Annotated in this window: 22 protein-coding genes; 12 read left to right on the top strand and 10 right to left on the bottom strand. The window is 67.6% G+C overall.

Annotated features, from left to right (window positions below):
• The 5 genes from VDQ18_RS01360 to VDQ18_RS01340 form a co-directional block, all read right to left on the bottom strand.
• Window positions 1–532, bottom strand: a 532-nt coding sequence (locus VDQ18_RS01360) for an ATP-binding cassette domain-containing protein (RefSeq protein ID WP_323019242.1), incomplete at its 3' end; no start/stop codon positions are given.
• Between the two features lie 10 nt (window positions 533–542).
• Complete coding sequence (locus VDQ18_RS01355; protein WP_323019241.1) at window positions 543–1394, bottom strand: ABC transporter permease; 852 nt, start codon at window positions 1392–1394, stop codon at window positions 543–545.
• Window positions 1387–2394 carry an ABC transporter permease gene (locus VDQ18_RS01350; protein WP_323019240.1) on the bottom strand — a complete coding sequence of 336 codons (1008 nt, stop codon included), beginning with the start codon at window positions 2392–2394 and terminating at the stop codon, window positions 1387–1389. Before VDQ18_RS01350 ends, VDQ18_RS01355 begins: the two co-directional genes overlap by 8 nt.
• Window positions 2395–2443: 49 nt before the next feature.
• The gene (locus tag VDQ18_RS01345) at window positions 2444–3967 is read right to left on the bottom strand and encodes an ABC transporter substrate-binding protein (protein WP_323019239.1); all 1524 of its coding nucleotides are present in this window, start codon (window positions 3965–3967) and stop codon (window positions 2444–2446) included.
• 57 nt (window positions 3968–4024) lie between these two features.
• Window positions 4025–5587: an NAD(P)/FAD-dependent oxidoreductase gene (locus VDQ18_RS01340; RefSeq protein WP_323019238.1), complete on the bottom strand. Its 1563-nt coding sequence runs from the start codon at window positions 5585–5587 to the stop codon at window positions 4025–4027.
• A 104-nt stretch (window positions 5588–5691) separates the two neighbouring features.
• On the opposite strand from VDQ18_RS01340, the gene VDQ18_RS01335 reads away from it, so the two are divergent.
• The 6 genes from VDQ18_RS01335 to VDQ18_RS01310 are packed head-to-tail and all read left to right on the top strand — an operon-like array spanning window position 5692 to window position 12833.
• Window positions 5692–6483, top strand: coding sequence for a cyclase family protein (locus VDQ18_RS01335; RefSeq protein WP_323019237.1), 792 nt, complete (start codon window positions 5692–5694; stop codon window positions 6481–6483).
• Between the two features lie 4 nt (window positions 6484–6487).
• Window positions 6488–8050, top strand: a complete 1563-nt coding sequence (locus VDQ18_RS01330) for an NAD(P)/FAD-dependent oxidoreductase (RefSeq protein ID WP_323019236.1) — start codon at window positions 6488–6490, stop codon at window positions 8048–8050.
• Entirely contained in the window at window positions 8047–8517 is a 471-nt protein-coding gene (locus VDQ18_RS01325; protein WP_323019235.1) for a MarR family winged helix-turn-helix transcriptional regulator, read from the top strand. The genes VDQ18_RS01330 and VDQ18_RS01325 overlap by 4 nt, the downstream gene beginning before the upstream one ends.
• Before the next feature lie 25 nt (window positions 8518–8542).
• Complete coding sequence (locus tag VDQ18_RS01320) at window positions 8543–9130, top strand: VOC family protein (RefSeq protein WP_323019234.1); 588 nt, start codon at window positions 8543–8545, stop codon at window positions 9128–9130.
• Window positions 9131–9150: 20 nt separating this feature from the next.
• Window positions 9151–11313 carry an indolepyruvate ferredoxin oxidoreductase subunit alpha gene (locus VDQ18_RS01315; protein WP_323019233.1) on the top strand — a complete coding sequence of 721 codons (2163 nt, stop codon included), beginning with the start codon at window positions 9151–9153 and terminating at the stop codon, window positions 11311–11313.
• Window positions 11310–12833 carry an indolepyruvate oxidoreductase subunit beta family protein gene (locus VDQ18_RS01310; protein ID WP_323019232.1) on the top strand — a complete coding sequence of 508 codons (1524 nt, stop codon included), beginning with the start codon at window positions 11310–11312 and terminating at the stop codon, window positions 12831–12833. The genes VDQ18_RS01315 and VDQ18_RS01310 overlap by 4 nt, the downstream gene beginning before the upstream one ends.
• Window positions 12834–12839: 6 nt before the next feature.
• Here VDQ18_RS01310 and VDQ18_RS01305 read toward each other — a convergent pair whose 3' ends face one another.
• On the bottom strand, window positions 12840–13601 hold the full coding sequence (locus VDQ18_RS01305; protein WP_323019231.1) for an IclR family transcriptional regulator: 762 nt from the start codon (window positions 13599–13601) through the stop codon (window positions 12840–12842).
• An 86-nt stretch (window positions 13602–13687) separates the two neighbouring features.
• Between VDQ18_RS01305 and VDQ18_RS01300 the strand changes: the two genes are divergently transcribed.
• From VDQ18_RS01300 to VDQ18_RS01285, 4 genes are read left to right on the top strand one after another with little or no spacing between them, the layout of a single operon-like run.
• Complete coding sequence (locus VDQ18_RS01300) at window positions 13688–14089, top strand: Rieske 2Fe-2S domain-containing protein (protein ID WP_323019230.1); 402 nt, start codon at window positions 13688–13690, stop codon at window positions 14087–14089.
• Window positions 14086–15306: an aromatic ring-hydroxylating dioxygenase subunit alpha gene (locus tag VDQ18_RS01295; protein ID WP_323019229.1), complete on the top strand. Its 1221-nt coding sequence runs from the start codon at window positions 14086–14088 to the stop codon at window positions 15304–15306. Before VDQ18_RS01300 ends, VDQ18_RS01295 begins: the two co-directional genes overlap by 4 nt.
• A 2-nt stretch (window positions 15307–15308) precedes the next feature.
• Complete coding sequence (locus VDQ18_RS01290; protein ID WP_323019246.1) at window positions 15309–16757, top strand: glutamine synthetase family protein; 1449 nt, start codon at window positions 15309–15311, stop codon at window positions 16755–16757.
• A gap of 7 nt (window positions 16758–16764) precedes the next feature.
• Window positions 16765–17358 (top strand): hypothetical protein, encoded by a 594-nt coding sequence (locus tag VDQ18_RS01285; RefSeq protein WP_323019228.1) that lies wholly within the window; start codon window positions 16765–16767, stop codon window positions 17356–17358.
• A gap of 3 nt (window positions 17359–17361) precedes the next feature.
• Here the strand turns inward: VDQ18_RS01285 and VDQ18_RS01280 are convergent, their stop codons facing one another.
• The gene (locus VDQ18_RS01280) at window positions 17362–17832 is read right to left on the bottom strand and encodes an Lrp/AsnC family transcriptional regulator (RefSeq protein ID WP_323019227.1); all 471 of its coding nucleotides are present in this window, start codon (window positions 17830–17832) and stop codon (window positions 17362–17364) included.
• Between the two features lie 90 nt (window positions 17833–17922).
• On the opposite strand from VDQ18_RS01280, the gene VDQ18_RS01275 reads away from it, so the two are divergent.
• Entirely contained in the window at window positions 17923–19338 is a 1416-nt protein-coding gene (locus tag VDQ18_RS01275; RefSeq protein WP_323019226.1) for an aminotransferase class V-fold PLP-dependent enzyme, read from the top strand.
• A gap of 63 nt (window positions 19339–19401) precedes the next feature.
• Here the strand turns inward: VDQ18_RS01275 and VDQ18_RS01270 are convergent, their stop codons facing one another.
• The 3 genes from VDQ18_RS01270 to VDQ18_RS01260 all read right to left on the bottom strand — a co-directional run bounded on the left by VDQ18_RS01270 (window position 19402) and on the right by VDQ18_RS01260 (window position 24685).
• Window positions 19402–21123 (bottom strand): OFA family MFS transporter, encoded by a 1722-nt coding sequence (locus VDQ18_RS01270; RefSeq protein WP_323019225.1) that lies wholly within the window; start codon window positions 21121–21123, stop codon window positions 19402–19404.
• 256 nt (window positions 21124–21379) lie between these two features.
• Complete coding sequence (locus tag VDQ18_RS01265; protein ID WP_323019224.1) at window positions 21380–23329, bottom strand: ATP-binding protein; 1950 nt, start codon at window positions 23327–23329, stop codon at window positions 21380–21382.
• Window positions 23330–24685 (bottom strand): sigma-54 dependent transcriptional regulator, encoded by a 1356-nt coding sequence (locus tag VDQ18_RS01260; protein WP_323019223.1) that lies wholly within the window; start codon window positions 24683–24685, stop codon window positions 23330–23332.
• A gap of 322 nt (window positions 24686–25007) precedes the next feature.
• Here VDQ18_RS01260 and VDQ18_RS01255 point away from each other — a divergent pair, with 322 nt between their 5' ends.
• Entirely contained in the window at window positions 25008–26048 is a 1041-nt protein-coding gene (locus tag VDQ18_RS01255) for a tyrosine-type recombinase/integrase (RefSeq protein ID WP_323019222.1), read from the top strand.
• Window positions 26049–26060 lie beyond the last annotated feature (12 nt).

Genomic DNA, 26060 nt, shown 5'->3' with positions numbered 1-26060 from the left:
GCTCGTCCGCGACGATCAGCCGGGGTTCCGCCGCGAAGGCCGAGGCGATCAGCACCCGTTGCCGCATCCCGCCCGACAGCTCATGCGGATAGGCGCGCAAAACACGGTCTGGCTGCGGGATATGCACATCGTGCAGGATCTCCTCGGCCCGGGCCCGGGCGCGGGCCTTGTCCCAGCCGAGGATATCGACCAGCCGGTCGCTGATCTGCGGTCCGATCCGCCGCGCCGGGTTCAGCGCGGTCAGCGGGTCCTGCGGGATCAACGCGGCCTTCTGGCCGATCAGATGCCGCCGCTGCCGCGGTGGCAGTTTCAGCAGATCCACCCCGTCCAGCTCGATGGAGCCTCCGACGATCCGGGCCGAGCGCGGCAGGATGCCCAGAACCGCCTTGCCGATCATCGACTTGCCGGCGCCGGATTCGCCCACCAGCCCCATCACCTCGGTCGCGCCGACGTCCAGCGACACGCCCCTGAGCAGCCGGTGGTTGGTGCCGCGCAGGATGACCGAGAGGTCGCGGATTTTCAGGAAACTCATGCCCGCCCCTTCAATTCAGCACCGGGTCGAAACGGTCCTTCAACCCCTCGCCCAGTTGCGAGAAGGACAGGACCGTGAGGAACAGCGCGATCAGCGGGAAGACCAGCACCCACCACGCCTGATGGATGGACAGCCGCCCCTCGGCGATCATGCCGCCCCAGGTCGGGTCGTCGGTCGAGACCGACAGGTTGACGAAGGACAGGATCGCCTCGACGATCACGGCGATGCCCATCTCCAGCGTCAGCAGCACGGTGATGGTGGACAGGACATTGGGCAGGATCTCGGTCATCAGCGTCGACATGCGGCCCCGCCCGGCGATCTGCGCCGAGGCGACATAGTCCATCGCCCCCTGCGCCATCGCCTCGGCCCGGACGACGCGGGCAAAGCGGGTCCAGTCGATGACGATGATCGCCACGACGACCGAGGTCAGCCCCGTCCCCATCACCGCGATCAGCAGGATGGCGAACAGGACCGGAGGGAAGGCCATCCAGATGTCGACCAGACGCGAGATGACCATATCCACCCAGCCCCGGTAATAGCCCGCGATCAGGCCCAGCGTCGCGCCGATCAGCGCGGTTGCGGTCCCGGCGATCAGCGCCACGACCAGCGCCACCCGACCACCGTAGAGGATGCGGCTGAGCACATCGCGGCCCAGGCTGTCGGTGCCCAGCAAATACCCCGGCTCGGCCCCGTCCATCCAGAAGGGCGGCAGGCGGCTGGTGAACAGATCCTGCATCAAGGGATCCTGCGGCGCGATCCAGGGCGCTCCGACCGCCCCGATGACCAGCAACAGCAGCCACCCGGCCGAAAGCCAGAGCCTGAGCCCGGCGGTGCGTTTTACGAGCGAGCGGCCGTCAAGCATGGCGCAGCCTCGGGTTCAGGACGGCATAGAGCAGGTCGACGACCAGATTCACCAAGGTGAACAGCAGCGCGAACAGCAGCACGATCCCCTGAATGAGCGGCAGGTCGCGGTTGATCACCGCATCAATCGCCATGTTGCCCAGCCCCTCGTAAGAAAAGAGCCGCTCGATGATCACCGTGCCGCCGATCAGGAAGGTGAACTGCACGCCAATCAGCGTCAGCGTCGGCAGGACCGCGTTGCGCAGGGCCTCGCGCAGGATGACATGGTTCTCGCTGTAGCCCTTGGTCCGGGCCAGCGTGACATAATCAAGGTGCATGGTTTCCTTGAGGCTCTGCTTCAGAAGCTGGCCGATGATCGCCGCCAGCGGGATCGCCAGCGCCAGCGCGGGCATCAGCATGTGCTGCACGAGGTCGAGCCAGAGGTCGAACCTGAGGCGCAGCACACTTTCGAACAGGAAGAACGAGGTGGCGAATTCCGGCACCAGTTGCGGCGAGACCCGGCCCGAAATGGTGAAGACCGGCCAGAGCACCCCGAAGAGCAGGATCAGCACCAGCCCCCAGAGGAAATCCGGCACGCTCAGCGCCATGCCATTGGCCACATCGAGCGCGCCCTCGGTCCTTGTGTAGCGCAGCCGCGTGCCGGTCAGCGCGACCAGCCCGCCCAGAGCGACCGCAATGACCAGCGCCATGACCGACAGTTCCAGCGTGGCCGGCAGGCGCGACAGCACCAGGCCGAGCACCGGCTGGCGGGTGGTGATCGAGGTGCCGAAATCACCCTGCACCACGCCCCCCAGCCAGATGAAGAATTGCTCGGGAATGGATTTGTCGAGCCCGTAGAAGGCTTGCAAACGGGCGATGTCGGCCTCGGTCGCGCCGGGGGGCAGCATCATGGCGACGGGATCGCCGGGGACGATACGGATCACGGCAAAGACGATCACCGCCACGCCCAGAAGCGTGACGAGCGTGGTCGCGACCCGTGTCAGAAGACGGCGCAGGATCATGGGAACCTCGGGCAGCCGGGGGGCGGGTCGTGCCGCCCCCCGGGGTGTGTTACGCGCGCGTCATCAGATGCGGCAGCAGCGCACCCGAGGCATGGGGCACCACGGTGACCCCCGAGGCATGCAGGATCGGCTGCACATATTGCAGCAGCGGCAGGACATAGGCGTGCTCGGCGATATAGCGCGAGACGTCCTTCCACCCCTGAATCCGCGTGTCTTCGTCCGGTTCGGCCCAGAGCGGCGCGATCTTCTCGATCAGGTCGGGGCTGTCCCAGACCGAATGCGGCGAAGGGCCGAACATGGCAAAGCCGGTCGAGGTCGTCGGATCGCCGACCGAATTGCCCCAGTTGTAGAAGGCCGCCGGCGCCAGCTGGTCGGCCGCGCGCAGCTCGTAATGGCGGGCGACTTCGTAGACCTCGATCTCGGCCTCGATGCCGACCCGGCGCCACATGCCGACGATGGCCTGGATCATCTCGTAATCCTTGGGCTTGAAGCCGCGCGTGGTCTGGATGGTGAAGCGCACCGGGTTGTCGGTGGAATAGCCCGAGGCCGCCAGCAATTCGCGGGCCAGATCGGGGTCATAGGGCACTTCGATGGTCGGATCGAAGGCCGCGTATTCCGGCGTCTCCAGCGTGCTGATCGCCACGCCATAGCCCGAGAGCAGGCGGTCGATGATCAGCTGCTTGTCCACGGCATGCACGGCGGCGCGGCGGACGTTTTCATCCAGCATCACGTCGATGTCGTTGAAGAAGATCATCGCGATGTCGGAGACCGGCGCGGCAACCCCGCCAAGGCCCGAGCGTTCGCGCAGGCGGTCGTATTCCTCGTAGGGGATTTCCAGCGTCACATGGCTGCGGCCCGATTCCACCTCGGCCACGCGGCTGGCGGCATCGGTGACAAAGCGGATGGTGACGGTCTCGAATTCCGGCACGCCGTTCCAATAATCCGCGTTCGCCCGCAGCCGCACGAAGGCGTTGCGCTCGTATTGCTCGACCTTATAGGGGCCGGTGCCGATCGGCGCGGCCTCGAAGCCCTCGGCGCCGACGCGCTCGTAATAGGCTTTCGGCAGGACGTAGCCGGTGAGGAAGTACATCCACTTGAAGATCGTCGGGTCGAACTGGGCGACATCGGCGATGACTCGGTTCCCTTCCACCCGGTGGTTGGCGAGCGTGCCCCAGACGAACTGGATCGGGTTGCCGGTGGCGGGATCGGCGGCACGGGCCAGCGACCAGGCGACATCCTCGGCGGTGAAATCCGAGCCGTCATGCCATTTGACGCCCTCGCGGACATCCATCCAGACCTGCGTGCGGTCCTCGTTCCATCCCCAGTCGGTCAGCAGACCCGGCGCCGGGGTCAGGTCCGGCTGTTGCAGGATGAACTGGTCGAAGACCGATTGATAGAGGCCCTGAATCGTCGGGTTCACCGCCGAGGGGCCGACCGTCGGGTCCCAGCTGGGCAGGTTGACGTTATAGGCGATGACCAGCTCGTCGATGGCCTGCGCGAAGGATGGCAGAGCGACGGACAGCGTCACCGAGGCGGCTGTCATCTGCAGAAGACTGCGGCGTGAGAGTTTCATGGTTCATATCCCTGTTGGTCTGTGGTTCATTGCACGCCCCGTTGCTCGGGGTCTGGTTCATGTCAGGCGTTGCGCCAGCTGATAGCCGGGTCCGGCGCCGGTTCCTGCCCCGGGCCAGACAGCGGCCCCGGTCAGATGCAGGTTGCGGATCGGCGTGCTGCCATCGGCATGGCCGGGGGCAGGACGGAAAAGGAAATGCTGCGCCAGATGATGGCTGCCGCAGACCTGATCGCCGCCCACCAGATTGGGGTTGTCGGCCTCCAGTTCGGCGGGCGTGACGATGCGGCGGCCGAGGATCTTGGCCCGTGCGCCGGGGGCGTAGCGCTCTAGGATATCGAGCGCGCGCTCGGCCATCAGCTCCGCGGCCTCGGCCCAGTCTCGGGCGGTGATCTGCCCCGCCGCATCGCCCTCAATCGTGCCCGGCACCATGCGGACCTGCATCCAGAGGACATGCTTGCCCTCCGGCGCGCGGGAGGGATCGAATACGGTGGGCTGGCCGACGACGATCACCGGCTCGTCCGGCAGCAGCCCGGCCTTGGCCTGCTGATAAGTCCGCGCCATCTGATCGAGCGAGGGCGCCAGATGGACATAGGCGAAGCCCTTCAGCGCCTCACCCGCCGCCCAGTCGGGCAGGGAGTCCATCGCAAGATGAATCATCATCGTGCCGGGCGCATGCGCGTAATCGGTCATCCGCTGGTCGAAGCCCGCGTTGCCGGTGCCGCCGGTCAACCGGACCAGCGCCCTGGGTGCCAGATTGGCGATCACCGCCTTCTTCGCGGCGATCCGGCGACCGTCAGCCAGCGTGATCGCCCGGGCCACGCCGCCCTGATGCTCGATCCCGGTGACCTCCACCCCGCATTCGACGTGGCCGCCGCGCGCCTCGATGGCCTTGACCAGCGCCCGGGTGACGGTATCGGCCCCGCCCTGCCCCAGCGCCATGCCGAAGGCCTGCCCGGCCATCCCCTCCAGATAGGGAAAGAGCGCGCCGCCCGCGCTGTCGGGCGCATAATCCAGATGCATGCCCCAGGCGCCCAGCATCGCCCGCAGCTTTTCGGACGCGAAAGTCTCGGTCAGCCAGGCGCGGGGCGAGGCCAGCAGGAAGCGCGCCAGCTCCAGCGCGCCGTTCATGCCGCGGCGCCGCCATAGCCCCCAGAGGAAAGATGCTAATGCATGCATCTTCATCTTGGCACCGAGCAGGGCGAAGACGTCTTCAGCCCGGGTCGGGAAGGTTTCGCTGAGCGAATCCCAGACCTTCGCATCCGCCTCGGACAATGCTGCGATGCGGCTACGGTTGGCGGCCTGATCCATCTCGATCCCCAGCCAGGTCGCATCCGGGAAAGCCGAGGCAAAGGGCCGTTTGACCGGCACGAAGCTGAGACCGTGCCCGGCTAGTTCTTGAGCGAATTGCTTATGAAACTGGCTTCCCGCGAAGAGCGAGAGGTTCATCGCCGCCCAGTCGTGACGAAAGCCCGGCAGGGTATACGCGCCGCTTTTCACTGCCCCGCCGGGCACAGGCGCGCGCTCGTAGACACCCACCCGCCAACCCTTTGCGGCAAGGGTCAAAGCACAGGCCAGAGAATTATGTCCGGCGCCGATCAGCACCGCATCGAGATCATCCACGACCAAGCCCCCACGAGTCGAAATGATATTTGCAAATGCATATAAATCTGTCTAGTCTGTTTTTATGAAGGGCCGACACAGGCCCCGTGACAGGGAGAATCGCCATGAATGCATCCAATGTTCTGACGCAGCTTGCCGGCCTCCTGGCCAGCGGCGGTATCGAAGTGGTGGATTGCACGGGGACGCTGGGCCCCGACACGCCGCTGCTGAAGCTGCCGCCGGAACTGGCCAAGGACACGCCCCCCATCAAGATCCACCGCATCAGCGAATACGATCAGGACGGGCCGTTCTGGGCCTGGAACTGGCTGGAGCTGGGCGAACACTCGGGCACGCATTTCGACGCGCCGCACCATTGGATCACCGGCAAGGATTACTCGGACGGCTATACCGACACGCTGGACATCAAGCGCGTCGTGGCCCCGGTCAATGTGCTGGATTTCAGCGCCGAATGCGCCGCCGACCCCGATTTCCTGCTGACGGTCGAGCATATCGACGCCTGGGAAGCCAAGCATGGCGCGATCAACGCCGGTGAATGGGTCGTGCTGCGTTCGGACTGGGACAAGCGCGCGCATGACGAGGCGCTCTTCCTCAACGCTAACGAGACCGGGCCGCACACCCCAGGGCCGACCGCCGAGGCGATCCAGCACCTGATCGCCAAGGGGATCGTCGGCTGGGGCAGCCAGTGCATCGGCACCGATGCGGGGCTCGCGGGCGGCATGAACCCGCCCTTCCCGGCGCATAACCTGTTGCATGCCAACAACCGCTTCGGCCTGGCCTCGCTCGCCAATCTCGACAAGCTGCCGCCCAAGGGCGCGATCCTGATCGCCGCGCCGCTGAAGATCGCCCAGGGCACCGGCTCGCCGATCCGGGCGCTGGCGCTGGTCGCGCGGGACTGATCCCATGGCGGCCAATCACGTCATCATCGGGTCCGGCATCAACGGGCTCGTGGCCGCGGCCATGCTGGCGCTCAAGGGCCACAAGGTCACGGTGCTGGAACGCGAGGACCGACTGGGCGGCTGCCTGCTGACCGACACCGTGACCCTGCCCGGCTTCCGGCATGACGTGATGGCCGCGACCTGGGTGTTGTTCATGACCTCGCCCGCCGGGGCGGCGCTGGGTCCGCATCTGGCCAAGCACGGGTTCGAGTATTGCCACAGCCCGCACCCCACGGCGGTGCTGCGGCCCGATGGCAGCGCGCTGGTGCTGACCATGGACCCGGCCAAGAACCGCGAGACCTTCAATGCGCTGGCCGCGGGCGACGGCGACCAGCATGCCGCCGATACCGGCCAGATTGGCGCCGATGCGCCCTTCCTGTTCGGGCTTCTGGGCGGGCCGCTCTGGTCCTGGGGCACGGCGAAACTGCTGTTCGGGCAGGTCCGCCAGCGCGGGCTGCGCGGCCTTGCCGGCTGGATGGGTCAGGCGCTGGCTCCGGCCCGCGGCTGGCTGGAGGCGCGCTATCGCAGCCCGCTGGTTCAGGCGCTCTGGGCGCCTTGGGTGCTGCATTGCGGCCTGACCCCCGAATCCACCTATTCGGCGCAGATGGGCAAGGTGATTGCCTTTGCGCTGGAGGCCGCCGGGGCGCCGGTGGTCAAGGGCGGCTCGGGCGCGGCGGTTGCCGCGTTCGAGTCTCTCATCAAGGCCCATGGCGGCAGCTTCCGTACCGGCGCCGATGTCGCAAAGATCGAGGTCTCGGACGGCCGGGTCACCGGCGTGACCCTGACCTCGGGTGAGACGATCGCCACGCGGTCCGTGCTGGCCTCGGTCGCGCCGGGACAGCTTTACGACCGGCTTCTGCCCGATGCGCAGCTGGCCCAGGATCGGGCGGCGCTGCCCGATTTCCGGCACGGGCGCGGCAATTTCCAGCTGCATTTCGCGCTGGACCGGGCGCCGGAATGGCTGACCCCGGGGCTGGAGGAAGTGGCGCTGATCCACCTTTCCGACGGGATCGACGCCGTCTCGAAATCCGCCAACGAGGCCGAGCGCGGGCTCTTCCCCGAGACCCCGACCATTTGCGTCGGCCAGCCGTCGAAACTGGACCCGAGCCGCTGCCCCGAAGGCAAGGCGATCCTCTGGCTGCAGATCCCCGACGCGCCGCGCTCGATCAAAGGCGACGCCGCCGGCCAGATCCCGGGCCGTAACTGGGACGAGGCGACGCGCGAGGCCTTTGCCGACCGGATCGAAGCCATCCTCGCCCGCCACATCAGGGATTTCGACCAGATCAAGCTGGCGCGCCGGGCCTATTCCCCGGCCGATCTGCAGGCACTCAACATCAACCTGGTGGGCGGCGATCCCTATGGCGGGCATTGCGGCATCGACCAGTTCTTCATCTGGCGGCCCTTCTCCCATTCCACCAACGGGGTTGGACCCGTGCGCGGCCTGATCCATATCGGGGCCTCGACGCATCCGGGGCCCGGCCTCGGCGGCGGATCGGGGTTCAACGCGGCGAAGAGGCTGGGTGCATGAGTGATCAGGGCAAGAGACGGACAAGACTGGGCGAGACCGGGCTGGAGGGTTTCGCGCCCTACCTGATGAACCGGATCATGGGGCGCTACAACGCCGAGATCCGCTCGGCACTGGGCAAGAACGGCCTGTCCACGCCGAAGATGCGGGCGCTTGCCGTGCTGTCGGTGGTGCAGGCGCCGCTGATCCGGGAACTTGCCGTCTATGCCGTGACCGAACAATCGACGCTCAGCCGGGCGCTCGACCAGCTGGAGGCCGATGGCCTCGTGCGGCGGGAAACCGACCCCAACGACAGCCGGGCGACGCGGATCTTCATCACCGCCGCCGGGCGCGAGGTCTTCGAGGGCCTCTGGCCGCATATGACCGACGCCCAGGAAGTCATGTTCCGCGGCATTTCCGACGACGAGCGGCAGGCCTTCCTGCTCACCCTGCAGAAGATGCTGCGCAACATCCGCAAACACGAGTTCTGACACTCAGCCCCGAAGGGATCCCGCCATGAAGACCCTCGCAGCCGCCGCCCTCCTTGCCTCCTTGTCGCTGCCCGCCCTTGCCGATCCGCTGCCGGGGATCCGCGGCGTCAACCATATCGGGCTGACGGTGCCGGACCTCGATCAGGCTGAGACCTTCTTCACCGAGGTTCTGGGCTGCGAGCGGGCGATGGCTTTTGGTCCTTTCCGCGACGACGAAGGGACCTTCATGCAGGATCTGCTGGGCGTCGATCCGCGCGCGGTGGTCAACCAGATCCGCATGCTGCGCTGCGGCTTCGGCAGCAATATCGAGCTGTTCAGCTATGACGCGCCCGATCAGGCGACGATCCGGCAGCGCAACAGCGACATCGGCGCCTATCACATCGCCTTCTATGTCGATGACATCGACGCGGCTGCGGCCTCTCTGCGCGAGGCGGGGATCCAGACCAACATGGGCCCCCTGCCGGTCAGCGACGGCCCGGCGGCGGGGCAGAGCATCCTCTATTTCTCGGCGCCCTGGGGCCTGCAGTTCGAGGCGATCTCGTTCCCCCAGGGCATGGCATACGAACGCGAGGGCGGGCCGATCCTGTGGTCGAACACCGCGCCTTCCGAATAAGACGGAACGGGTAGGACAGCATGGCGGAACGGTCATTCAAGGCCGAGGTCGCGGACCTGCGCAAGGGCGCGGGCGAGACCTTCACCGGCGAGGGGATCCTGGCGATCACCAAGGCGCTTCTGGAAAATGGCGTGGGCTATGTCGGCGGCTATCAGGGTGCGCCGATCAGCCATCTGATGGACGTACTGGCCGATGCCGAGGACCTGCTGAAGGAACTCGATGTCCGGTTCGAAGCCAACGCCTCGGAAGCGGCCGCGGCGGCGATGCTGGCGGCGTCGGTGCATTATCCGATCCGCGGCGCCGTGACCTTCAAGGGGCCGGTGGGCGTCAACGTGGCCTCGGACGCGCTGGCCAACCTCGCCTCCTCGGGCGTGACGGGCGGCGCGCTGATCATCGTCGGCGAGGATTACGGCGAAGGCTCCAGCATCATGCAGGAGCGCAGCCACGCCTTCGCGATGAAATCGCAATTCTGGCTGCTGGACCCGCGACCGAACCTGCCCTCGATCGTCAAGGCGGTCGGCGACGGGTTCGCGCTGTCCGAAGTCTCGAACACGCCCGTCATGCTGATGGTCCGCATCCGGGCCTGTCACGTCACCGGCCAGTTCGAAACGCGCGACAACAAACGCCCGCCGCTCAGCGTGCGCGAAGCCTTGGCCAAGCCCCAGCGCAATGTCTCGCGCATCGTGCTGCCGCCGATGAGCTACGCGCAGGAGCACGACAAGATCAACAACCGCTGGCCCGCCGCCGAGCGCTACATCCGCGAGCACCAGCTCAACGAACACTTCGGGCCGGAAACGGCACCGGTCGGCATCGTCTGCCAGGGCGGCATGTACAACGGCGTGATCCGCGCGCTGCAACGGCTGGGTCTGGCCGACCTCTATGGCAACACGCAGGTGCCGATCTATTGCCTGAACGTGACCTACCCGCTGCTGCCCGACGAATTCGCCAGCTTCTGCGCGGGCAAGGAGGCCGTTCTGGTGGTCGAGGAAGGCCAGCCCGAATTCTTGGAACAGGCCTTTGCCACGATGATGCTGCGCTCGGGCTCCACGACCCGGCTGCACGGCAAGGACATTTTCCCGATGGCCGGGGAATACACCGGTCAGGTGATGAAGGATTCGCTGGAAGCCTTCCTGCGCCAGCACGCCCCGACCCTGCTGCCCGCGCAGGTTCTGGCGCCGAATACCGAAGCGCCGGCGATCCCCGACCTGTCCAAGACCGTCCCGATCCGCCCGCCGGGGTTCTGCACCGGCTGCCCGGAGCGCCCGATCTTCGCCGCGATGAAACTCGTGCAGAAGGAACTGGGCGAGCATCAGATCAGCGCCGATATCGGCTGTCACCTCTTCGCCTCGCTGCCGCCTTTCAACATCGGTGGCGCGACGATGGGCTACGGCCTCGGGCCTGCGTCGAACGCCGCCTTTGACGGCGGCAAGGCGGGCGGGGCGGAGAAACGGTCCATTGCCGTGATCGGCGACGGCGGCTTCTGGCACAACGGGTTGTCCTCGTCCTTCGGCAACATGGCGTTCAACAAGTCGGACGGCGTGGCGGTCATCGTCGACAACTACTATTCCGCGGCGACCGGCGGGCAGGACGTGATGTCGTCCCGCGCCAAGAACCCGACCAAGGCCACCAACAACCCGATCTCGAAGGCGCTGCGCGGCATCGGCATCGACTGGGTGAAACAGGTGGACCGGACCTATGACGTGGCGGGCATGCGCGACATCCTGCGCGAGGCGCTCACCACCGACACGCCCGGCCCAAAGGTCATCGTCGCCTCGTCCGAATGCATGCTGAACAAGCAGCGGCGTGAGAAGCCCCTTCGCAGCGCCGCGATCCGCGAAGGCCGCCGGGTCGAGGCGCCGCGCTTCGGCGTGGACGAGGCCGTGTGTACGGGCGACCATGCCTGCATCCGGCTGTCGGGCTGCCCGTCGCTGTCTCTGAAGAAACTGGACGATCCCTTGCGCGACGATCCGGTCGCCTCCATCGACACCTCCTGCGTCGGCTGCGGCAATTGCGGCGAGGTGGCCGAGGCCGCGGTCCTCTGCCCGTCCTTCTACGAGGCGCGGGTGATCCATAACCCCTCGCCCTTCGAACGCCGCCTGAACGGCTGGCGGCAGGGGGTGATCGGCTGGCTGGCGAAGCGGCGCCAGTCCCGCCGCCTGAGCTTTGAGGAGAGCGCGGCATGAGCGTCACTTTCCCCCCGCCCGCCGACGCGGGCAATGTGATCAAGCTGGCGATCCTGGCGGTCGGCGGTCAGGGCGGCGGCGTGCTGGGCGGCTGGATCGAAAGCCTGGCGCGTTCGCAGGGCTATGCGGTGCAGGCGACCTCGGTCGCGGGCGTGGCGCAGCGCACTGGCGCGACGATCTATTATCTGGAGATGGCGCCGCAGGGGCCGGTCGCGCCGGTCTTCTCGCTCGCTCCCGCCGCAGGCGATGTCGATGTGATGATCGCGGCCGAGATGATGGAAGCCGGGCGGGCGATCCTGCGCGGCTTCGTGACACCGGACCGCACCGTGCTGATCGCCTCGACCCATCGGGCGCTGGCGGTGAGCGAAAAGATGGTGCCGGGCGACGGCATCGCCGATGCCGACGAGGTTCGGGCCGCGGCCGAGGTCGCCGCCCGTGGGCTGGTGCTGGCGGATTTCGAGGCGGCGGCGCTGAAAGCGGGATCGGTGATCTCGGCCAGCCTGTTCGGCGCGCTGGCGGGCTCGGGCGCCCTGCCCTTCCCGGTCGAGGCCTTCGAGGCGGCAATCCGTTCGGGCGGCAAGGGCGTCGAGGCCTCGCTCCGCGCCTTTTCCGCCGGGCGCGAGGCGGCGCTGGCGGGCAATGTCCCCGCTCCGGTTAAGGGCCTGCCGAAGACTCCGGGCGCCGCGCGCGGGCCGGAGAAGCTGACCCGGGGCTGGCAGGCGCTGGCCGACCGCGTTGCCACCCTGCCCGGCGCCGTCCGGCCGATGGCGCTGGCCGGTCTTCGCAAGGTCGTGGATTTCCAGGATCTTGCCTATGGCGGGGCCTATCTGGACCGTCTGGAAACCGCCGCCCGCGCCGATCACGGGACGGACCACGCCTTCGCCATTGCCGCCGCGAAATACCTCGCCAATGCCATGGCCTACGATGACGTGATCCGCGTCGCCGACGCCAAGACCCGGCCCGAGCGTCTGGACCGCATCCGCGCCGAGATGGGCGGGGCCGAGGTGATGCAGCTGACCGAGTTCACCCATCCCCGGGCCGAGGAAGTGGTCTCGCTGCTGCCGCGCGCTTTGGGTCAGACGATCATGGACCGGCCCCGGCTGCTGGGCTTCATCGACCGGCGGGTGAACAAGGGGCGGCGCCTTCGGACCGACCGGCTGCTGCCCTTCCTGCAATTGCACATGCTCGCCTCGATGCGCAGCTGGCGCCCGCGCAGCCTGCGCCATGCCGAGGAAATGGCGCATCTGGAGCGCTGGTTCACCAAAGCGCTGGACCGCGCGCCGCGCGATCTGGCCCTCGCCACGGCGACGCTGCAGGCCCGGCGGCTGGTGAAGGGCTATTCCGACACCCATGCGCGGGGGCTGGGCAAGTTCGACCGGGTGATGGAGGGCATTGCCCTGGTCGAGGGGCGGGACGATGCCGCCGATTGGGCGCGCCGCCTGACCACCGCGGCACTGCAGGACGAAGAGGGCGTGGCGTTGGACGGCACTCTGCAAACGATCCGCAGCTTCCTCGACTGACCCGGCTCAGCGTGGGGCGCCGAGGCGGCCGATGGCCAGGGCGCTCCGCCGCAACACATCCAGTACCCGCTCCAGCCGCCCCGGCTCGTCGAAGGCGTTGACCGAGGCGGTGGTCGCCAGCACGAAGGGCACCTGCCCCAGGGCGCCCAAGGGCACCGCCACTCCGGCCGCGCCCAGTTCGAACTCGTCGCGGGCAAAGGCATAGCCCTGTTCGCGGGCGGTCTCGACCGCGGTGCGCAGGCGGTCGGCGTCCAGCTCCGTCGCCTCGGTATAGGGGCTCGGGGATCGGGCGGCGAGGGCCTGATCCAGCACCTCGGGTCCTGAGCGCGCCAGCAGCATCCGCCCGACCGCCGTGTGCAGCAGGGGCAGCGCGCTGCCGATGCCAAAGCCCAGCGTCACCCGGGCCGAGGCCGGGGCCGCACGATCCACATAGACCGCGTGCAGCCGGTCACGGGTGGCGAGCGCCACCTCCATGTCCAGCTCCTCGGCCGCGTGGCGCAGGACCGGCTGCACCACCCGGCCGACCTGCAAGCCACCCAGAAAGCCACCCGCCAGCGTCAGCACCCGGGGCGCAAGGCGCAGACCTCCCTCGCCCTCCTCCAGATAGCCGCAGCGCACCAGCGTCAGGCAAAGCCGCCGCACCACCGCCCGGTCCAGACCCGACCGGCGGGTGATTTCGGGCAGGGTCAGCTGGGGCATGCCGCCCTCGAAACAGGCCAGAACCTCCAGCCCCTTGGCCAGGGTCTGGGCGAAATCGCGATCGCTCATTTGACAGGTCTCCCGCGCTCTGGCAAAGTTCGTATATCGCCCATTGTGTGCGATAATCGCACCATTTGCAAGGGGAGCCTCTGCCGATGACCGCCGAAACGCCACCCACCGAGGGCTGGGTCCAGATCGCCACCTCGACCGATCTGGATCGCCCCCGTCCGCTGATCCCGGTGACGCTGGCCGGCCGGCGTCTGGTTTTGTTCCGCGACGACGAGGGGCAACTGGGCTTGATCGGCCGTCATTGCCCGCATCGCGGCGCCGATCTGTGCTACGGTCGGTTGGAGGACAACGGCCTGCGCTGCCCGTTCCATGGCTGGCATTTCGACCGCACCGGGCAATGCGTGGAGCAACCGGCCGAGCCTGAGGGATCGCGGATGCATGAACAGATCCGCATCCCGATGGTGCCGGTCCGCGAAGTGGATGGCGCGATCTGGGCACAGGTCGGGGTCGAACTGGAACAGGCAGCCGCAGCGGGGACAGAAGCATGATCAGCCAGCACCTCAACGACCGCATCACCCGCATCGCGCCCGGCACCCCGGCGGGCGCCGTGCTGCGGCAATACTGGCAACCCGCCGCACTGGTGGATGAGCTGGCGCATGGCCCGCTGGTGCCGGTGAACCTGCTGGGCGAACGGCTGGTCCTGCGCCAAGGCACGCAGGGGCTGGAACTGGCGACTCGCGTGGCCTCGCCCGATGAGCCGCCGACGCATTACCCCGCGTCCGAGGACATTCAGATCGACACCGCGGGTCCGGTCTATCCGACTGAGACCCGTGCGGGCCTGGTCTTCGCCTATCTTGGCGCAGGCGACCCGCCGCCCTTCCCCGCCTTCGACTGCTTCCGCGCGCCCGACAGCCATGTCTTCGCCTTCAAGGGCCTGTGGGAATGCAACTGGCTGCAGGCACTGGAGATCGGCATCGACCCGGCCCATGCCTCGTTCCTGCACCGCTTTCTTGAGGATGAGGACCCGGCCGACAGCTATGGCAAGCAGTTCCGCGACAAGGCGGGCGCGACCGAGATCCCGATGACCAAGCTGCTGCGCGACTATCCGCGCCCGGAAATCAAGGTGGACGAGACCGACTACGGGCTGAAGATCACCGCGCTCCGCCACATGGAGAACGGTCATACCCATGTCCGCGTCACCAACCAGATCTTCCCCGAGGCGATCTGCATCCCGATGTCGCGCGAGATGACCATCACCCAATGGCATGTCCCGGTCGACGACCAGACCTGCTATTGGGTCACCGTCTTCACCAGCTTCGACAAGCCGGTGAACAAGGAACTGATGCGCGCTCAGCGGCTGAAAGAACACCGTCTGCCGGATTACGCACCGCTGAAGAACCGCCGCAACGATTACCATTACGACCCGGCCGAACAGGCGGCGCTGACCTATACCGGCATGGGGCTGGACATCAACGTCCACGACCAATGGGCGGTCGAGGGGATGGGCGCGATCCAAGACCGCACGCAGGAGCATCTGGGCCGTTCGGACGTGGCGATCATCCGCTACCGGCGGATGCTGCGGCGGATGATGGATGCGCTGGAACAGGGCGACCGCTCGGCGCTGCCGATGCACGGGGCCGGGGCCTCGGCGATCGTCGGGCCCTTGTCCAACGACGCGATTGCCGAGACCGCCGACTGGCAGGCGGTGAGCCGTGCGGCCGATCTGACGCGGCGGGCGTCCTGTCCCTGGGACGCGACGGTGTGACGATGGACGGGGCGATCAAGGGCGCGCTGTTCGAGCGCGGATTGCTGAGCGAGGATCAGGCGCGCGCCGGGGCGGAACTAGCTGCGCGGGTGATGGCCGAGGGGTTCGAGACGGTGCGTCTGCTTTTCGCAGACCAGCACGGCATCCTGCGCGGCAAGGCCATTGCCGCGCGGACGCTGGGCTCGGCGCTGGCCTCGGGGCTGTCGGTGCCCTCGACCCTGATCCTCAAGGACACGGCGCATCGCACGGTGTTCGACGTCTGGAAGGACGGGCTGACGCTGGACGGCGTGTCGCTGGCCGGTGCCGGGGACCTGTTGCTCGTGCCCGATGTCGCCACCTTCACCCCCCTGCCCTGGTCGCCGCATTCGGCGCTGATCCTCTGCGATCTGGCCTATCGCTCGGGGCAACGGGTATCGGTCTCGTCGCGGGGCGTGTTGCGCAAGGCAATGTCCGCCCTCGCCCGAACCGGCCATGACGCGGTGACGGGGCTGGAGGTGGAGTTTCAGGTCTTTGCCATCAGCGACGACGGCCTCGCCCATGATCAGGCGACCATGCCGCCCGCCCCGCTCACGACCCGCAACACCACGCAGGGCTGGGCCTTTCTGACCGAGAGCCGCTATGGCGCCATCGAGCCGTTGATGGACGAGTTGCGCCGCGCGGCCGAGGCGATGGGCCTCGCCCCCCGCTCGATGGAGATCGAGATGGGGCCGTCGCAGTTCGAATTCACCTTCGACGCCTCGGACCCGCTGACCCAGGCGGACCGTTTCGTGCTGTTCCGCATGATGGTCAAGGATGTCTGCCAGCGGCAGGGCCTGCACGCCAGCTTTATGCCCAAGCCCCGCGTCGCCAATGCGGTGGCGAATGGCTGGCACATCCACCAGTCGATGGTCTCGCGCCAGACCGGGCGGAACGTCTTCACCCCCGCCGTCGATGGCGAGCCCACGGCCGAGGCCAGCGCCTGGATCGCCGGGCTGCTGGCGCACGCGCCCGCCACGTGCCTGCTGACCAATCCCACGGTCAACGGCTACAAGCGGTTCAGCGCCTTCCAGCTGGCCCCGAACCGGGTGCAATGGGGCACCGACAACCGCGGCGCCATGCTGCGGGCCTTGCTCTATGCCGGTGACCCGGCCTCGCGGATCGAGAACCGCGTCGCCGACACCGCCGCCAATCCCTATTACGCGCTGGCCGGTCAGATCCTGTCCGGGCTGGACGGGCTGGACCGCGGCGCCAAGGCCCCGCCGCCGACGCTGACGCCCTATGCCGAGGATCAGGTCAGCCTGCCCGCCACGCTCGATGCCGCGATCACCGCTTTCGAGGCCTCGCCCCTCTATGCGCAGGCGCTGGGACCGGATTTCGTCCGCTACCTCGCGCATCTGAAACGCGCGGAATGGGGGCGGTATCTGGCGACCATCTCGGAATGGGAACAGGCCGAGTATTTCAACCTGTTCTGAGGCACGCATGGCCAATCTTCCCGTCGCCGGACGGTTCTTCGAGGATATCATCGACGGCTATTTTCCGCTGGGCGAGAGCTTGCGGCAGATGCTGGCGCGGCAGGATTTCGGCGCGGCGCTGGTGGTGATCACCCATGCACCGCTCCTGCATTTCCCCGGCGATGACGGGACCGGCCCGGTGCCGATGCGGCTGCGGCAGGCGACGGCGGGATTGCTGCGGTGGTCCCTCGCCCTCGCGGTGCTGGAGGGCAACGGGCTGCGGCTGAGCGGCGTCGCCGACTGGCGCTGGCCCGAGAATGAGCGCGGATTCGGCGCGGAGACGCGACTGGCCGAACCCGCCTTCCTGCGCGGGATCGGACTACGCCCGGGACCGGAGGACGGCGGTGCCTTTGGCGGGGTGCGCAGGGAAGAAGGCTCGGGACTGGCTATCACCGGTCACGGCTGGGGCTTCACCCGGATGCTTGAGGGTATCGAGCGCGACGCGACGGCCATCGCGCAACCGGACACCCCCGGCGGCAATGGGCCGCAGCTGATGGTCGATCTGTCAGACCCGGGCCGCGCCGCAGCCTCGGCAGCGATGGCGCGGGACCTCGGCCTTTAACCGTCAGATCGGAATGTCGCGCCCGGCGGCAATCGATTCCATGGTGATCAGCGAAGTAACATTCTCCAGCTCCAGCCGGGCGATCAGCCGCTGATAGACCTGATCGAAGCCGTTCATGTCAGCCGCCACCACCTTCAGGATATAATCGTATTCGCCGGCGATCCGGTACATGTCGATCACCTGCGGAATGGCCAGAACCTCGCGCCGAAAAGTCTCCAGCCAGGGCTTCGAGTGATTGCGCGTGCGGATCATCATGAAGACGGTCAGCGGCAGGCCCAGTTCCGCCGCATCCAGCCGGATCGTCTGGCCCTTGATCACGCCGTCGGCCTGCAAGCGGTTCAGCCGTCGCCAACAGGCGTTCTGGCTGAGGCCCACGGCCTCGGCCAGGGCACGCTGCGGCTGGGATGCGTCCCGCTGCAGCGCGCGCAGGATGCGGCGATCAATTTCGTCCAGTTTTGGGGCTTCGTCGTTCATATGATCGAAAGTAGCCGTATCTTGGGCAAAGTTCGATGGAAATTTTTGCCCCCGCCTTGGGTAGCCTTCGTCCCAGCGACAGGAGCCCCCATGCCCGAGACCTCTTTCTTCGACCGTTTCCGCAACCAGCTCGCCGGCCCCGACCGCCACCAGCGTCTGCAACAGGGGCTGATCGGCGACGGGCAGGTCTTCGACGGGCCTTTCGGGCCGCGCCCGCTGATCTATGCCGATTACGTGGCCTCGGGCCGGGCGCTGCGGCAGGTGGAAATGACGGTGATGGACGAGGTGCTGCCCTTCTATGCCAACAGCCATACCGAGGGCTCCCATTGCGGCGCCTTCGTCACCCGCCTCAGGCGCGAGGCGCGGGCGGTGATCGCCCGGCATTGCGGCGCGGACCAGCGGTTCGCCACGATCTTCGCAGGCTCGGGCGCCACGGCGGGGCTGAACCGGCTGGTCGCGCTGCTGGGCCTGCCGCAGGATGTGGCGGCGGGGCGTCGGCCGCTGGTGCTGATCGGGCCCTACGAGCATCATTCCAACATCCTGCCCTGGCGCGAAAGCGGCGCCGAGCTGCGCGAAATCCCCGAGGATCCAGCGACCGGCGGCCCCTGCCTGACAACGCTCGAGTCGGAACTCAGGGCGGCCGAGGGTCGCCCGGTGATCGGCGCCTTCTCGGCCGCGTCGAACGTCAGCGGCATCCTGACCGACACGGTGGCGGTGACGCGGCTGCTGAAACGCCATGGCGCGCTGGCGGTTTGGGATTACGCGGGCGGTGCGCCCTATATCGCGATGTCGATGGACGCGGGCACCGACCATGAAAAGGACGCCATCGTCTTTTCGCCCCACAAGTTCATCGGCGGGCCGGGGGCATCGGGCGTGCTGATCCTCAGGAAAGACGCCGCGCGGCGCGACACACCGGTCTGGCCGGGCGGCGGGACGGTCACCTATGTATCGGAATGGGGACACGACTACAGTGCCTCGCTGGAAACGCGCGAGGAAGCGGGCACGCCCAACGTTCTGGGCGACATTCGCGCGGCGCTGGCCGTCGTGGTGAAGGAGGCGATGGGTCAGGACTGGCTGGACGCCCGCCACGCCGCGCTGCGGACCCGGGCGGTGACCGCCTTCGACGCGCTGCCCGGCTTCCAGTACGCGGGCAAGGGCACCCCGGCGCCCGCCCTGCCCTTCTTCTCGTTCTGGCTGGAGGGCCGCGACCGGCATGCGCAGATCACCCGGGCGCTGTCGGATCATTTCGGCATCCAGACCCGCAGCGGCTGCGCCTGCGCCGGACCCTATGGGCACCGGCTCTTCGCCATCGGCCACGAGGAAAGCGACCAGATCCGGCGCCGCATTCAAGCCGGCGACGACACCGCCCGGCCCGGCTTCACCCGCTTCAACCTCAGCGCGCTGATGACGGAGGAGAAGGCCAATCTGATCCTCGACGCCATCGCGCAGATCGCCCGGGACCCGGCGCGGTTCCTGGCTCCCGGCCCCCTCGCCCGGGCTAGCTGAAAGCAGAAACGGCCCCCGTGAGGGGGCCGTTCGCCGGACAGCGGTTGGGACTGTCCGCCCGGGTTATTCGCCCGGAACTCGGGCGGCCGCAGGCGCGTCGTGGTGATGGTGCTCCTTCACCGGGCGCATCATCATGTTGGCGATGAAGCCAACGACCAGCAGCGCCGCCATGCAGTACATCGTCGTGTTATAGAGCGACGGTGTCGGGTCGATGGTGCCCGCGGGCGCGATCTCCATCAGCCGGGCGATGGTCACCGTGCGGGCCGCGACCAGCTGGTCGAGCTGCGCCAACGGCGCGCCGAACCGTTCCGCGAAAGCCGCCGCATCGACGCGCGAAGCCAGGTCGCGGATGGCGCTGTTGACCGACATCTCGCGCAGTGAGGTGATGGCCAGCGGCCCCAGCACCCCCGCCAGCGACCAGGCGGTCAGCAGGCGCCCGTGGATGCCACCCACATGCATCGTGCCGAACATGTCGGCCAGATAGGCCGGGATCGTGGCGAACCCGCCACCATACATCGAGAAGATGATCATCGTCGCGATGTAGAAGCCGATCAGGTAGATGATTGCCGGATTGGTCGCGACCGCGCTCGCGAAATAGGGGATCGAGAGATAGAGCAGCGTCCCCAGCGCGAAGAAGCAGGTATAGGTGGCCTTGCGCCCGATGTAATCCGAGGTCGAGGCCCAGAAGAACCGCCCCACCATGTTGAAGACCGAGATCATGAACACATAGGTCGAGGCGAAAGCCGCGGTCACGATCAGCGGCATGACCGAGCCGAAGATCTCGCTCATCATGGTCTTGGCCACGCCGATCACACCGATCCCGGCGGTCACGTTGAAGCACAGCATGATCCAGAGCTGCCAGAATTGCGGTGTCTTCAGCGCCTGGTCGATATGGACGTGGTTCTGCGAGACCATGCCCGAGGCGACGGGCTTGGGCTCCCATCCCGCCGGTTTCCAGTTGGGCGCGGGCACGCGGTACTGGAAGGCGGCCAGGATCATGACGATGAAATAGACCACGCCCAGCGTCATGAAGGTGCCCGCAGCGCCGGTGTTGCCGGTGCCGATGACATAGACACCCGCCTCGCCGCCGAAGGGCGCAGCCTGCGCGGCGGTGGCGATCACCACCTCGACCCGGCCGGCGGCGGTTTCGGCGAAGACCCGGCCGTTTTCCACGATCGTCGCGACGGCATCTTGCGCGCCCAGGAAGTCGGGCGCCTTCTGGAACATCTCCAGCAGCCAGCCCTTGACGGGCGTCGCGATCATCGCCCCGCCGCCGAAGCCCATGATGGCCATGCCGGTGGCCATGCCGCGGCGGTCGGGGAACCAGCGGATCAGCGTCGAGACCGGCGAGACATAGCCCAGCCCCAGCCCGCACCCGCCCAGCACCCCGTAGCCCAGATAGAGCAGCCACAGCTGGTGGGTCGAGATCCCGAACGAGCCGATGATGAACCCGCCGCCCCAGAGGATGGCAGCGACGACGCCGACCATGCGGGGGCCGACCTCTTCCAGCCATTTGCCGGCGAAGGCGGCCGCGAGGCCCAGGAAGACGATGGCGACCGAGAAAATCCAGACGACCGAGCTGAGGCTCCAGTCCTCGGCCGAGGAGGCGACGACGCCCAGCTCCCGGGTCAGCGGCGGGTTGAACACCGACCAGGCATAGACCGAGCCGATGCAAAGATGGATGGCGATGGAGGCGGGCGGAACCCGCCAGCGGTTGTATCCCGGTTCGGCGACGATGTGGCTCTTGTGCAAGAACCCCAGCGCGCCCCCTGACGCTTTGCTCATTCTCGATCCTCCCTGTCGGTTCCCCGGGGTCGCGGCCTCCTACCGCGGGTCCCGTGGCAGCATGCGACGGCATGCCACAGACGAATGGCACCGCCCGAGCCTTTCCTGTCAAGGATTTTCTGCATAAATAACAATAACTTAGATTGATTGCATCGGACATTCTGTCCGCCTGTGCCCGCCCTAAGTCACCCCGATTGGGACATTCTGTCCCGCGGGCGCCGCACCGACTGCGCCGATTTGCGTCAAAGTGACCGGATCACGCGCCCGGGGCCAGGGGCAAAGAAATTTCGAACCGCGTACCTTTGCCGGGCTCCGACCGGGCCGAGATCTGCCCGCCGACCTGCCCCACCAACTGCTGGCTGATCGACAGGCCCAGCCCGGTGCCCTGCGCCTGCTTGGTGGTGAAGAAGGGGTCGAAGATCCGCGACAGAACCTCGGGCGGCATGCCGGTGCCGGTATCGGACAGCGTGATGACCAGATGCCCGTCCCGCGCCTCGGTGCCGACGCTCAGCACCCCGCCCTCGGGCATGGCATGGACCGCGTTCAGCACCAGATTGACGATCACCTGCTGCAGCTCGGTGCGCGACATGCTGACCTGCCCGGCGCTGTCGAAGCGCGTCTCGACCCGGATCCCGGCGGCCTCCAGCTGGCGCCGCGTCAGGACCAGACAATCACGGGCCACATCGGCGGGGGCGATCAGGGTGCGGGCGCCGGAATAATCCTCGGGCCGGGCGAATTGCAGCAGTTTCGAGACGATGACGCTGATGCGGTAGACCTGATCGTCGATCAGGCGGAATTCCTCGCGCACCGGGGCGGCGCCCTCGCCCAGGATGCTCCGCGCGAGGTCCAGATTGCCCTGGATCACCGCCACCGGATTGTTGATCTCATGCGCGACCGAGGCGGTGATCTCGCCCACCGTCGCCAGCTTTTCGGACATGATCAGCCGCTCGGTGGTGCGCTCGATCTGCCGGTTCGCCTCGCGAAGGTCGGCGGTGCGTTCCTCGACTTTGGCTTCCAGGCTCTCTGCCCAGTCGCGCAACTCGCGGTCGCGCGCCTGCACCTGGTCGAGCAGCTTGTCGAGATGCGCGGCCACCTGCGTGATCTCGTCGGGATGGCCGCCCACGTTGTTGCGCGCCTGAAGGTCCCCGGCCTCGACCTGGGCCATCGTGCGGTTCATCCCCTCGAGCGGCAGGAAGATGCGCCCCGCCCACCGCAGGAAGATCGGGATCGACATCAGCGCGATCAGCAGGAAGGCCCCGGTCAGCGCCAGCGCCGAATTGCGCTTGGCCTCGCGGAACGGGGTTTCCAGAAAACCCACATAGAGCATGCCGACCCGCTGGCCGAAGCTGTCGACAATGGGTTCATAGGCCGAGATATACCAGTCGTTCACCACGAACGCCCGGTCCAGCCAGATCCGCCCCTGATCCAGCACCTGCGCCCGAACCTCGGCCGAGACGCGGGTGCCGAGCGCGCGCACATTCTCGAACAGCCGCACATTGGTCGAGACGCGCACATCCTCCAGGAACAGCGTCGCGGTACCCTGGCTGCCCTCGGGCAGGCTCTGCTCGCGGTAGACAAGGTCGTTGATCGTGTCGATGAAGCCGAGGTTCTGGTTCAGGAGCGTCCCTCCGACCAGCGCCGCCACCCCGCCCCCGGGCAGCCGTACGGGCGCCGCGGAATGGATGACGATGCCGCGGTTCTCGACGCTGCGGTCGGTCGGCACGGCGCCGCGGGTCGGCACCAGCGGCAGCGCGGCGCGGATCGCCAGCGCCGGGTCCAGCGCGGACAGATCCTCGGCCGTGAAGATGTCGACGGCGCTGTGCCAGCGACCGTTCAGCGCGGCGGTGACCACCGGCCAGCGCCCGGCAGCGTCAGCCTCGGCCAGATAGAGGAAATCGAGGCCCAGCCGCTGCCGCTCTCCTTCCAGAAACGCCGACAGCCCTTCGGCCGTGATCGCGTCCCGCAGATCGGTCGAGCGCGCCACGGCATCGACCCGCTCGCCCGAGAATTCGACCAACCGGCGCAAGTACTGATCGGCAATCGTCAGATCGCCCGTCACCTTGTTGATCAGGATGTCGTCGATCTTGCCCGACCAGCGCCACATCGTCCCGCCCAGCATCAGGGGCAGCAGCACCACCATCGGCAGCAGCGCAATGACCAGCAGCCGCACGCGCACCGAGGTGATCCACCGCCCGAGCCGCTCCATTCAGAACCCCCAGGCCGCGCATTTCCGGTCGATGGTCTTGCGCGACACGCCCAAAAGCCGCGCCGCCTCGCTCCGGTTGCCGCCGGTCAGGTCCAGCGCCCGCAGGATCTCGCGCCGCTCCAGATCTTCCAAGGGCGTGACCGGCGCATCGCTGGCGGGCACGCTCAGGGTCTCGATGGGGAAATGGCCGAAGATCAGCGAGCGTTCGATGAAATTGCGCAGCTCGCGGATATTGCCGGGCCAGTCGTGCCTGAGGAGCGCCGAGCGCAAGGCGGGCGTCAGGTCGAGTTTCGGCAGCGAATGCGCGGCCGAGATTTCACTCAGGAACAGTTCGGCCAATTCCAGGATGTCGGTACCCCGTTCGCGCAGCGCGGGCATGGCGATCTCGACCACCGTGGCGCGGAAATAGAGGTCCTCGCGGAAGGCCCCGCTTTCGACCGCGGGCAACAGCGGGCGGCTCGACGACAGCACGAAGCGCAGGTCCAGCTGCTGGTCGCGCTCTGTCCCCACGGGGCGGATCACGCCGTCCTCCAGCACCCGCAAGAGCGCGTTCTGCGCCCCGGGGCTGAGTTCTGCCACCTCATCCAGGAACACCGTCCCCCCTGCGGCCGAGGCCAGCAGCCCCTCACGCGCATCCTTGGCCCCCGGGAAGGCGCCCGCCGAATGGCCGAAAAGCTCCACCTCGATCATCTCATTCGGGATGGAGCCGCATTGGATCGCGACGAACGGCCCCGAGGCCCGGGCCGAGCGCGCGTGAAGATGCCGTGCCGCGACTTCCTTGCCTGACCCGCAGGGGCCGGTCAGCAGCACCGGCGTCGGCACATTCGCCACCCGTTCCAGCAGCGTGCGCACCTCGGTAACCGCGGCCGAGGCGCCGACCAGCTCGGTGCGTCGCCGCTTGCCCAGACCGACCGTCTCCAGCTCGCGCAGCAGAAGCCGGTTTTCGCGCCGGAGACGGGCAATCTCCAGGCAGCGCCTGAGCGCGGTCAGGATCTGATTCGAGCGGAAGGGCTTCAGCACGAAATCCGATACGCCCGCCCGGACTGCCTCGATCGCGGTTTCCAGATCGGCATAGGCGGTGATCATGATCGTATCGCCGAACCCGCCCCGGAACCGCTGTTCGGCCAGCCAGTCGAGGCCGCGTTGGCCGGGCATCATGTTGTCCAGCACCATGACGTCGTATTGCCGTTGGCGCAGCAGGACCGAGGCCTCTTCGGCCGTCGCCGCCTCGTCCACCCGGCGGCAGAGCGGCTCCAGCGTCTTGACCAGAAAGTGGCGCATCCCCGGCTCGTCGTCGACGACCAGAACGCTGGCGCTGGCCAAGGGGTCCTGCCCCGGTGTTCCGCCCGCGCCCATGACGTCATTCCCTCCCCCGCCTGAGGGCCGAACGCTACCCGCCCTGCCTCGGGCTTGTCCAGCCGCGAGGGCTTGCACGGGACCTCGGCGCTGGTTCGGGCGGATTCCAATCCTGAAATTGCATCAGGAGCTACGAAATTCAATGGTCATAATCAACCGATTTTGCGCGCTACATGAACGAATACCAATCAAGCCCATCATTCACGATAAGTACCGATTATCGTGACTCTTGATCTGACCTCCAAAATGCGCAACGCTGGGCACGGAAATCGGCCAGAAACGCCGCCCTCAGCCTCCGCGCACTCTTGCCCACGGGTCCCCGATGCCCCTACCCCTCATCCCCGGCTCTGCGCTTTCCGCGGACGACGAAGCGGCCCTGGCCGATCTTTACCGCCGCGGTACGCCCGCCAATACGCTGCGCGCTTGGGAAAGCGACCTCGCCTATATCGCCGCCTGGAAGCAAGCGGTCTTCGGCCGCCCCCTCGCCTGGCCCGAGGATGAGACCGTCGCCCTGCGTTTCATCCTGCACCATGCCGAGGATCTGACCGAGGCTACGGGTCCCGCGCGGGACGCGGCCGAGGCGCTGATTGCCCAGGGGCTGCGCCGGGCCTTGACACCCCCTGCCCCGTCGACGCTGGACCGCCGGATCGCCAGTTGGCGGGCCTTCCACCGGATGCGGAACCTGCCCTCGCCCTTCGCGGCGCCCTTGGTGCAACAGGCCCGCCAGAAAGCCCGCAAGGCGCTGGCCCGTCCCCGCACGCCCAAGTCGCCCCGTCCGGTCACCCGTGAGGTGCTGACCGCGCTCCTCGCCAGTTGCGACGACAGCCGGCGGGGGATCCGGGACCGGGCGATGCTGACGCTGGCCTTCGCTTCGGGCGGGCGACGGCGGTCCGAAGTTACCGGGCTGGATCTGGCGGATGTGGACCTCAGGCCGTTCAAGACCCGGGGGCTGATCTGGCTGCGGCTGCTGGAGACCAAGACCACCGGCAAGGGCGACGCCCCGCGCCTGCCGCTCAAGGGGCCCGCCGCCCGCGCGCTGGTGCATTGGATCGAGACGGCGGAGCTGAGCGGCGGCCCCTTGTTCCGGCCGGTGTCACGCAGCGACCGGGTGTTGAACCGCCGCCTCGCCCCTGACGCGCTGCGGGTGATCCTCCGGCACCGGCTGGCGCTGGCCGGCCTGCCCGAGGATTTCGCCACCCCGCACGGGCTGCGCGCGGGGTTCTTGACGCAGGCTGCTCTGGATGGTGCGCCGCTGGCCGCTGCGATGGCGCTGTCCCTGCATCGCTCGGCAATCCAGGCGCAGCGCTACTACGCCGATGTCGAGATCAGCGCCAATCCGGCGACGGATCTGCTGGGGGAATGATCCCCCAGCATT

Source organism: Pararhodobacter sp. (assembly GCF_034676075.1).
Classification (GTDB): Bacteria; Pseudomonadota; Alphaproteobacteria; order Rhodobacterales; family Rhodobacteraceae; genus Pararhodobacter.
The sequence above is the reverse complement of the archived record's forward strand: the minus strand, read 5'-3'. Positions and strand labels throughout refer to the sequence as shown.

What these genes read in the sequence shown, in the direction of transcription:
- VDQ18_RS01355 (WP_323019241.1), bottom strand. Translation starts at nt 1,394, where the DNA reads ATGCTTGACGGCCGCTCGCTCGTAAAACGCACCGCCGGGCTCAGGCTC.
- VDQ18_RS01350 (WP_323019240.1), bottom strand. Translation starts at nt 2,394, where the DNA reads ATGATCCTGCGCCGTCTTCTGACACGGGTCGCGACCACGCTCGTCACG.
- VDQ18_RS01345 (WP_323019239.1), bottom strand. Translation starts at nt 3,967, where the DNA reads ATGAAACTCTCACGCCGCAGTCTTCTGCAGATGACAGCCGCCTCGGTG.
- VDQ18_RS01335 (WP_323019237.1), top strand. Translation starts at nt 5,692, where the DNA reads ATGAATGCATCCAATGTTCTGACGCAGCTTGCCGGCCTCCTGGCCAGC.
- VDQ18_RS01330 (WP_323019236.1), top strand. Translation starts at nt 6,488, where the DNA reads ATGGCGGCCAATCACGTCATCATCGGGTCCGGCATCAACGGGCTCGTG.
- VDQ18_RS01325 (WP_323019235.1), top strand. Translation starts at nt 8,047, where the DNA reads ATGAGTGATCAGGGCAAGAGACGGACAAGACTGGGCGAGACCGGGCTG.
- VDQ18_RS01320 (WP_323019234.1), top strand. Translation starts at nt 8,543, where the DNA reads ATGAAGACCCTCGCAGCCGCCGCCCTCCTTGCCTCCTTGTCGCTGCCC.
- VDQ18_RS01315 (WP_323019233.1), top strand. Translation starts at nt 9,151, where the DNA reads ATGGCGGAACGGTCATTCAAGGCCGAGGTCGCGGACCTGCGCAAGGGC.
- VDQ18_RS01310 (WP_323019232.1), top strand. Translation starts at nt 11,310, where the DNA reads ATGAGCGTCACTTTCCCCCCGCCCGCCGACGCGGGCAATGTGATCAAG.
- VDQ18_RS01305 (WP_323019231.1), bottom strand. Translation starts at nt 13,601, where the DNA reads ATGAGCGATCGCGATTTCGCCCAGACCCTGGCCAAGGGGCTGGAGGTT.
- VDQ18_RS01300 (WP_323019230.1), top strand. Translation starts at nt 13,688, where the DNA reads ATGACCGCCGAAACGCCACCCACCGAGGGCTGGGTCCAGATCGCCACC.
- VDQ18_RS01295 (WP_323019229.1), top strand. Translation starts at nt 14,086, where the DNA reads ATGATCAGCCAGCACCTCAACGACCGCATCACCCGCATCGCGCCCGGC.
- VDQ18_RS01290 (WP_323019246.1), top strand. Translation starts at nt 15,309, where the DNA reads ATGGACGGGGCGATCAAGGGCGCGCTGTTCGAGCGCGGATTGCTGAGC.
- VDQ18_RS01285 (WP_323019228.1), top strand. Translation starts at nt 16,765, where the DNA reads ATGGCCAATCTTCCCGTCGCCGGACGGTTCTTCGAGGATATCATCGAC.
- VDQ18_RS01280 (WP_323019227.1), bottom strand. Translation starts at nt 17,832, where the DNA reads ATGAACGACGAAGCCCCAAAACTGGACGAAATTGATCGCCGCATCCTG.
- VDQ18_RS01275 (WP_323019226.1), top strand. Translation starts at nt 17,923, where the DNA reads ATGCCCGAGACCTCTTTCTTCGACCGTTTCCGCAACCAGCTCGCCGGC.
- VDQ18_RS01270 (WP_323019225.1), bottom strand. Translation starts at nt 21,123, where the DNA reads ATGAGCAAAGCGTCAGGGGGCGCGCTGGGGTTCTTGCACAAGAGCCAC.
- VDQ18_RS01265 (WP_323019224.1), bottom strand. Translation starts at nt 23,329, where the DNA reads ATGGAGCGGCTCGGGCGGTGGATCACCTCGGTGCGCGTGCGGCTGCTG.
- VDQ18_RS01260 (WP_323019223.1), bottom strand. Translation starts at nt 24,685, where the DNA reads ATGGGCGCGGGCGGAACACCGGGGCAGGACCCCTTGGCCAGCGCCAGC.
- VDQ18_RS01255 (WP_323019222.1), top strand. Translation starts at nt 25,008, where the DNA reads ATGCCCCTACCCCTCATCCCCGGCTCTGCGCTTTCCGCGGACGACGAA.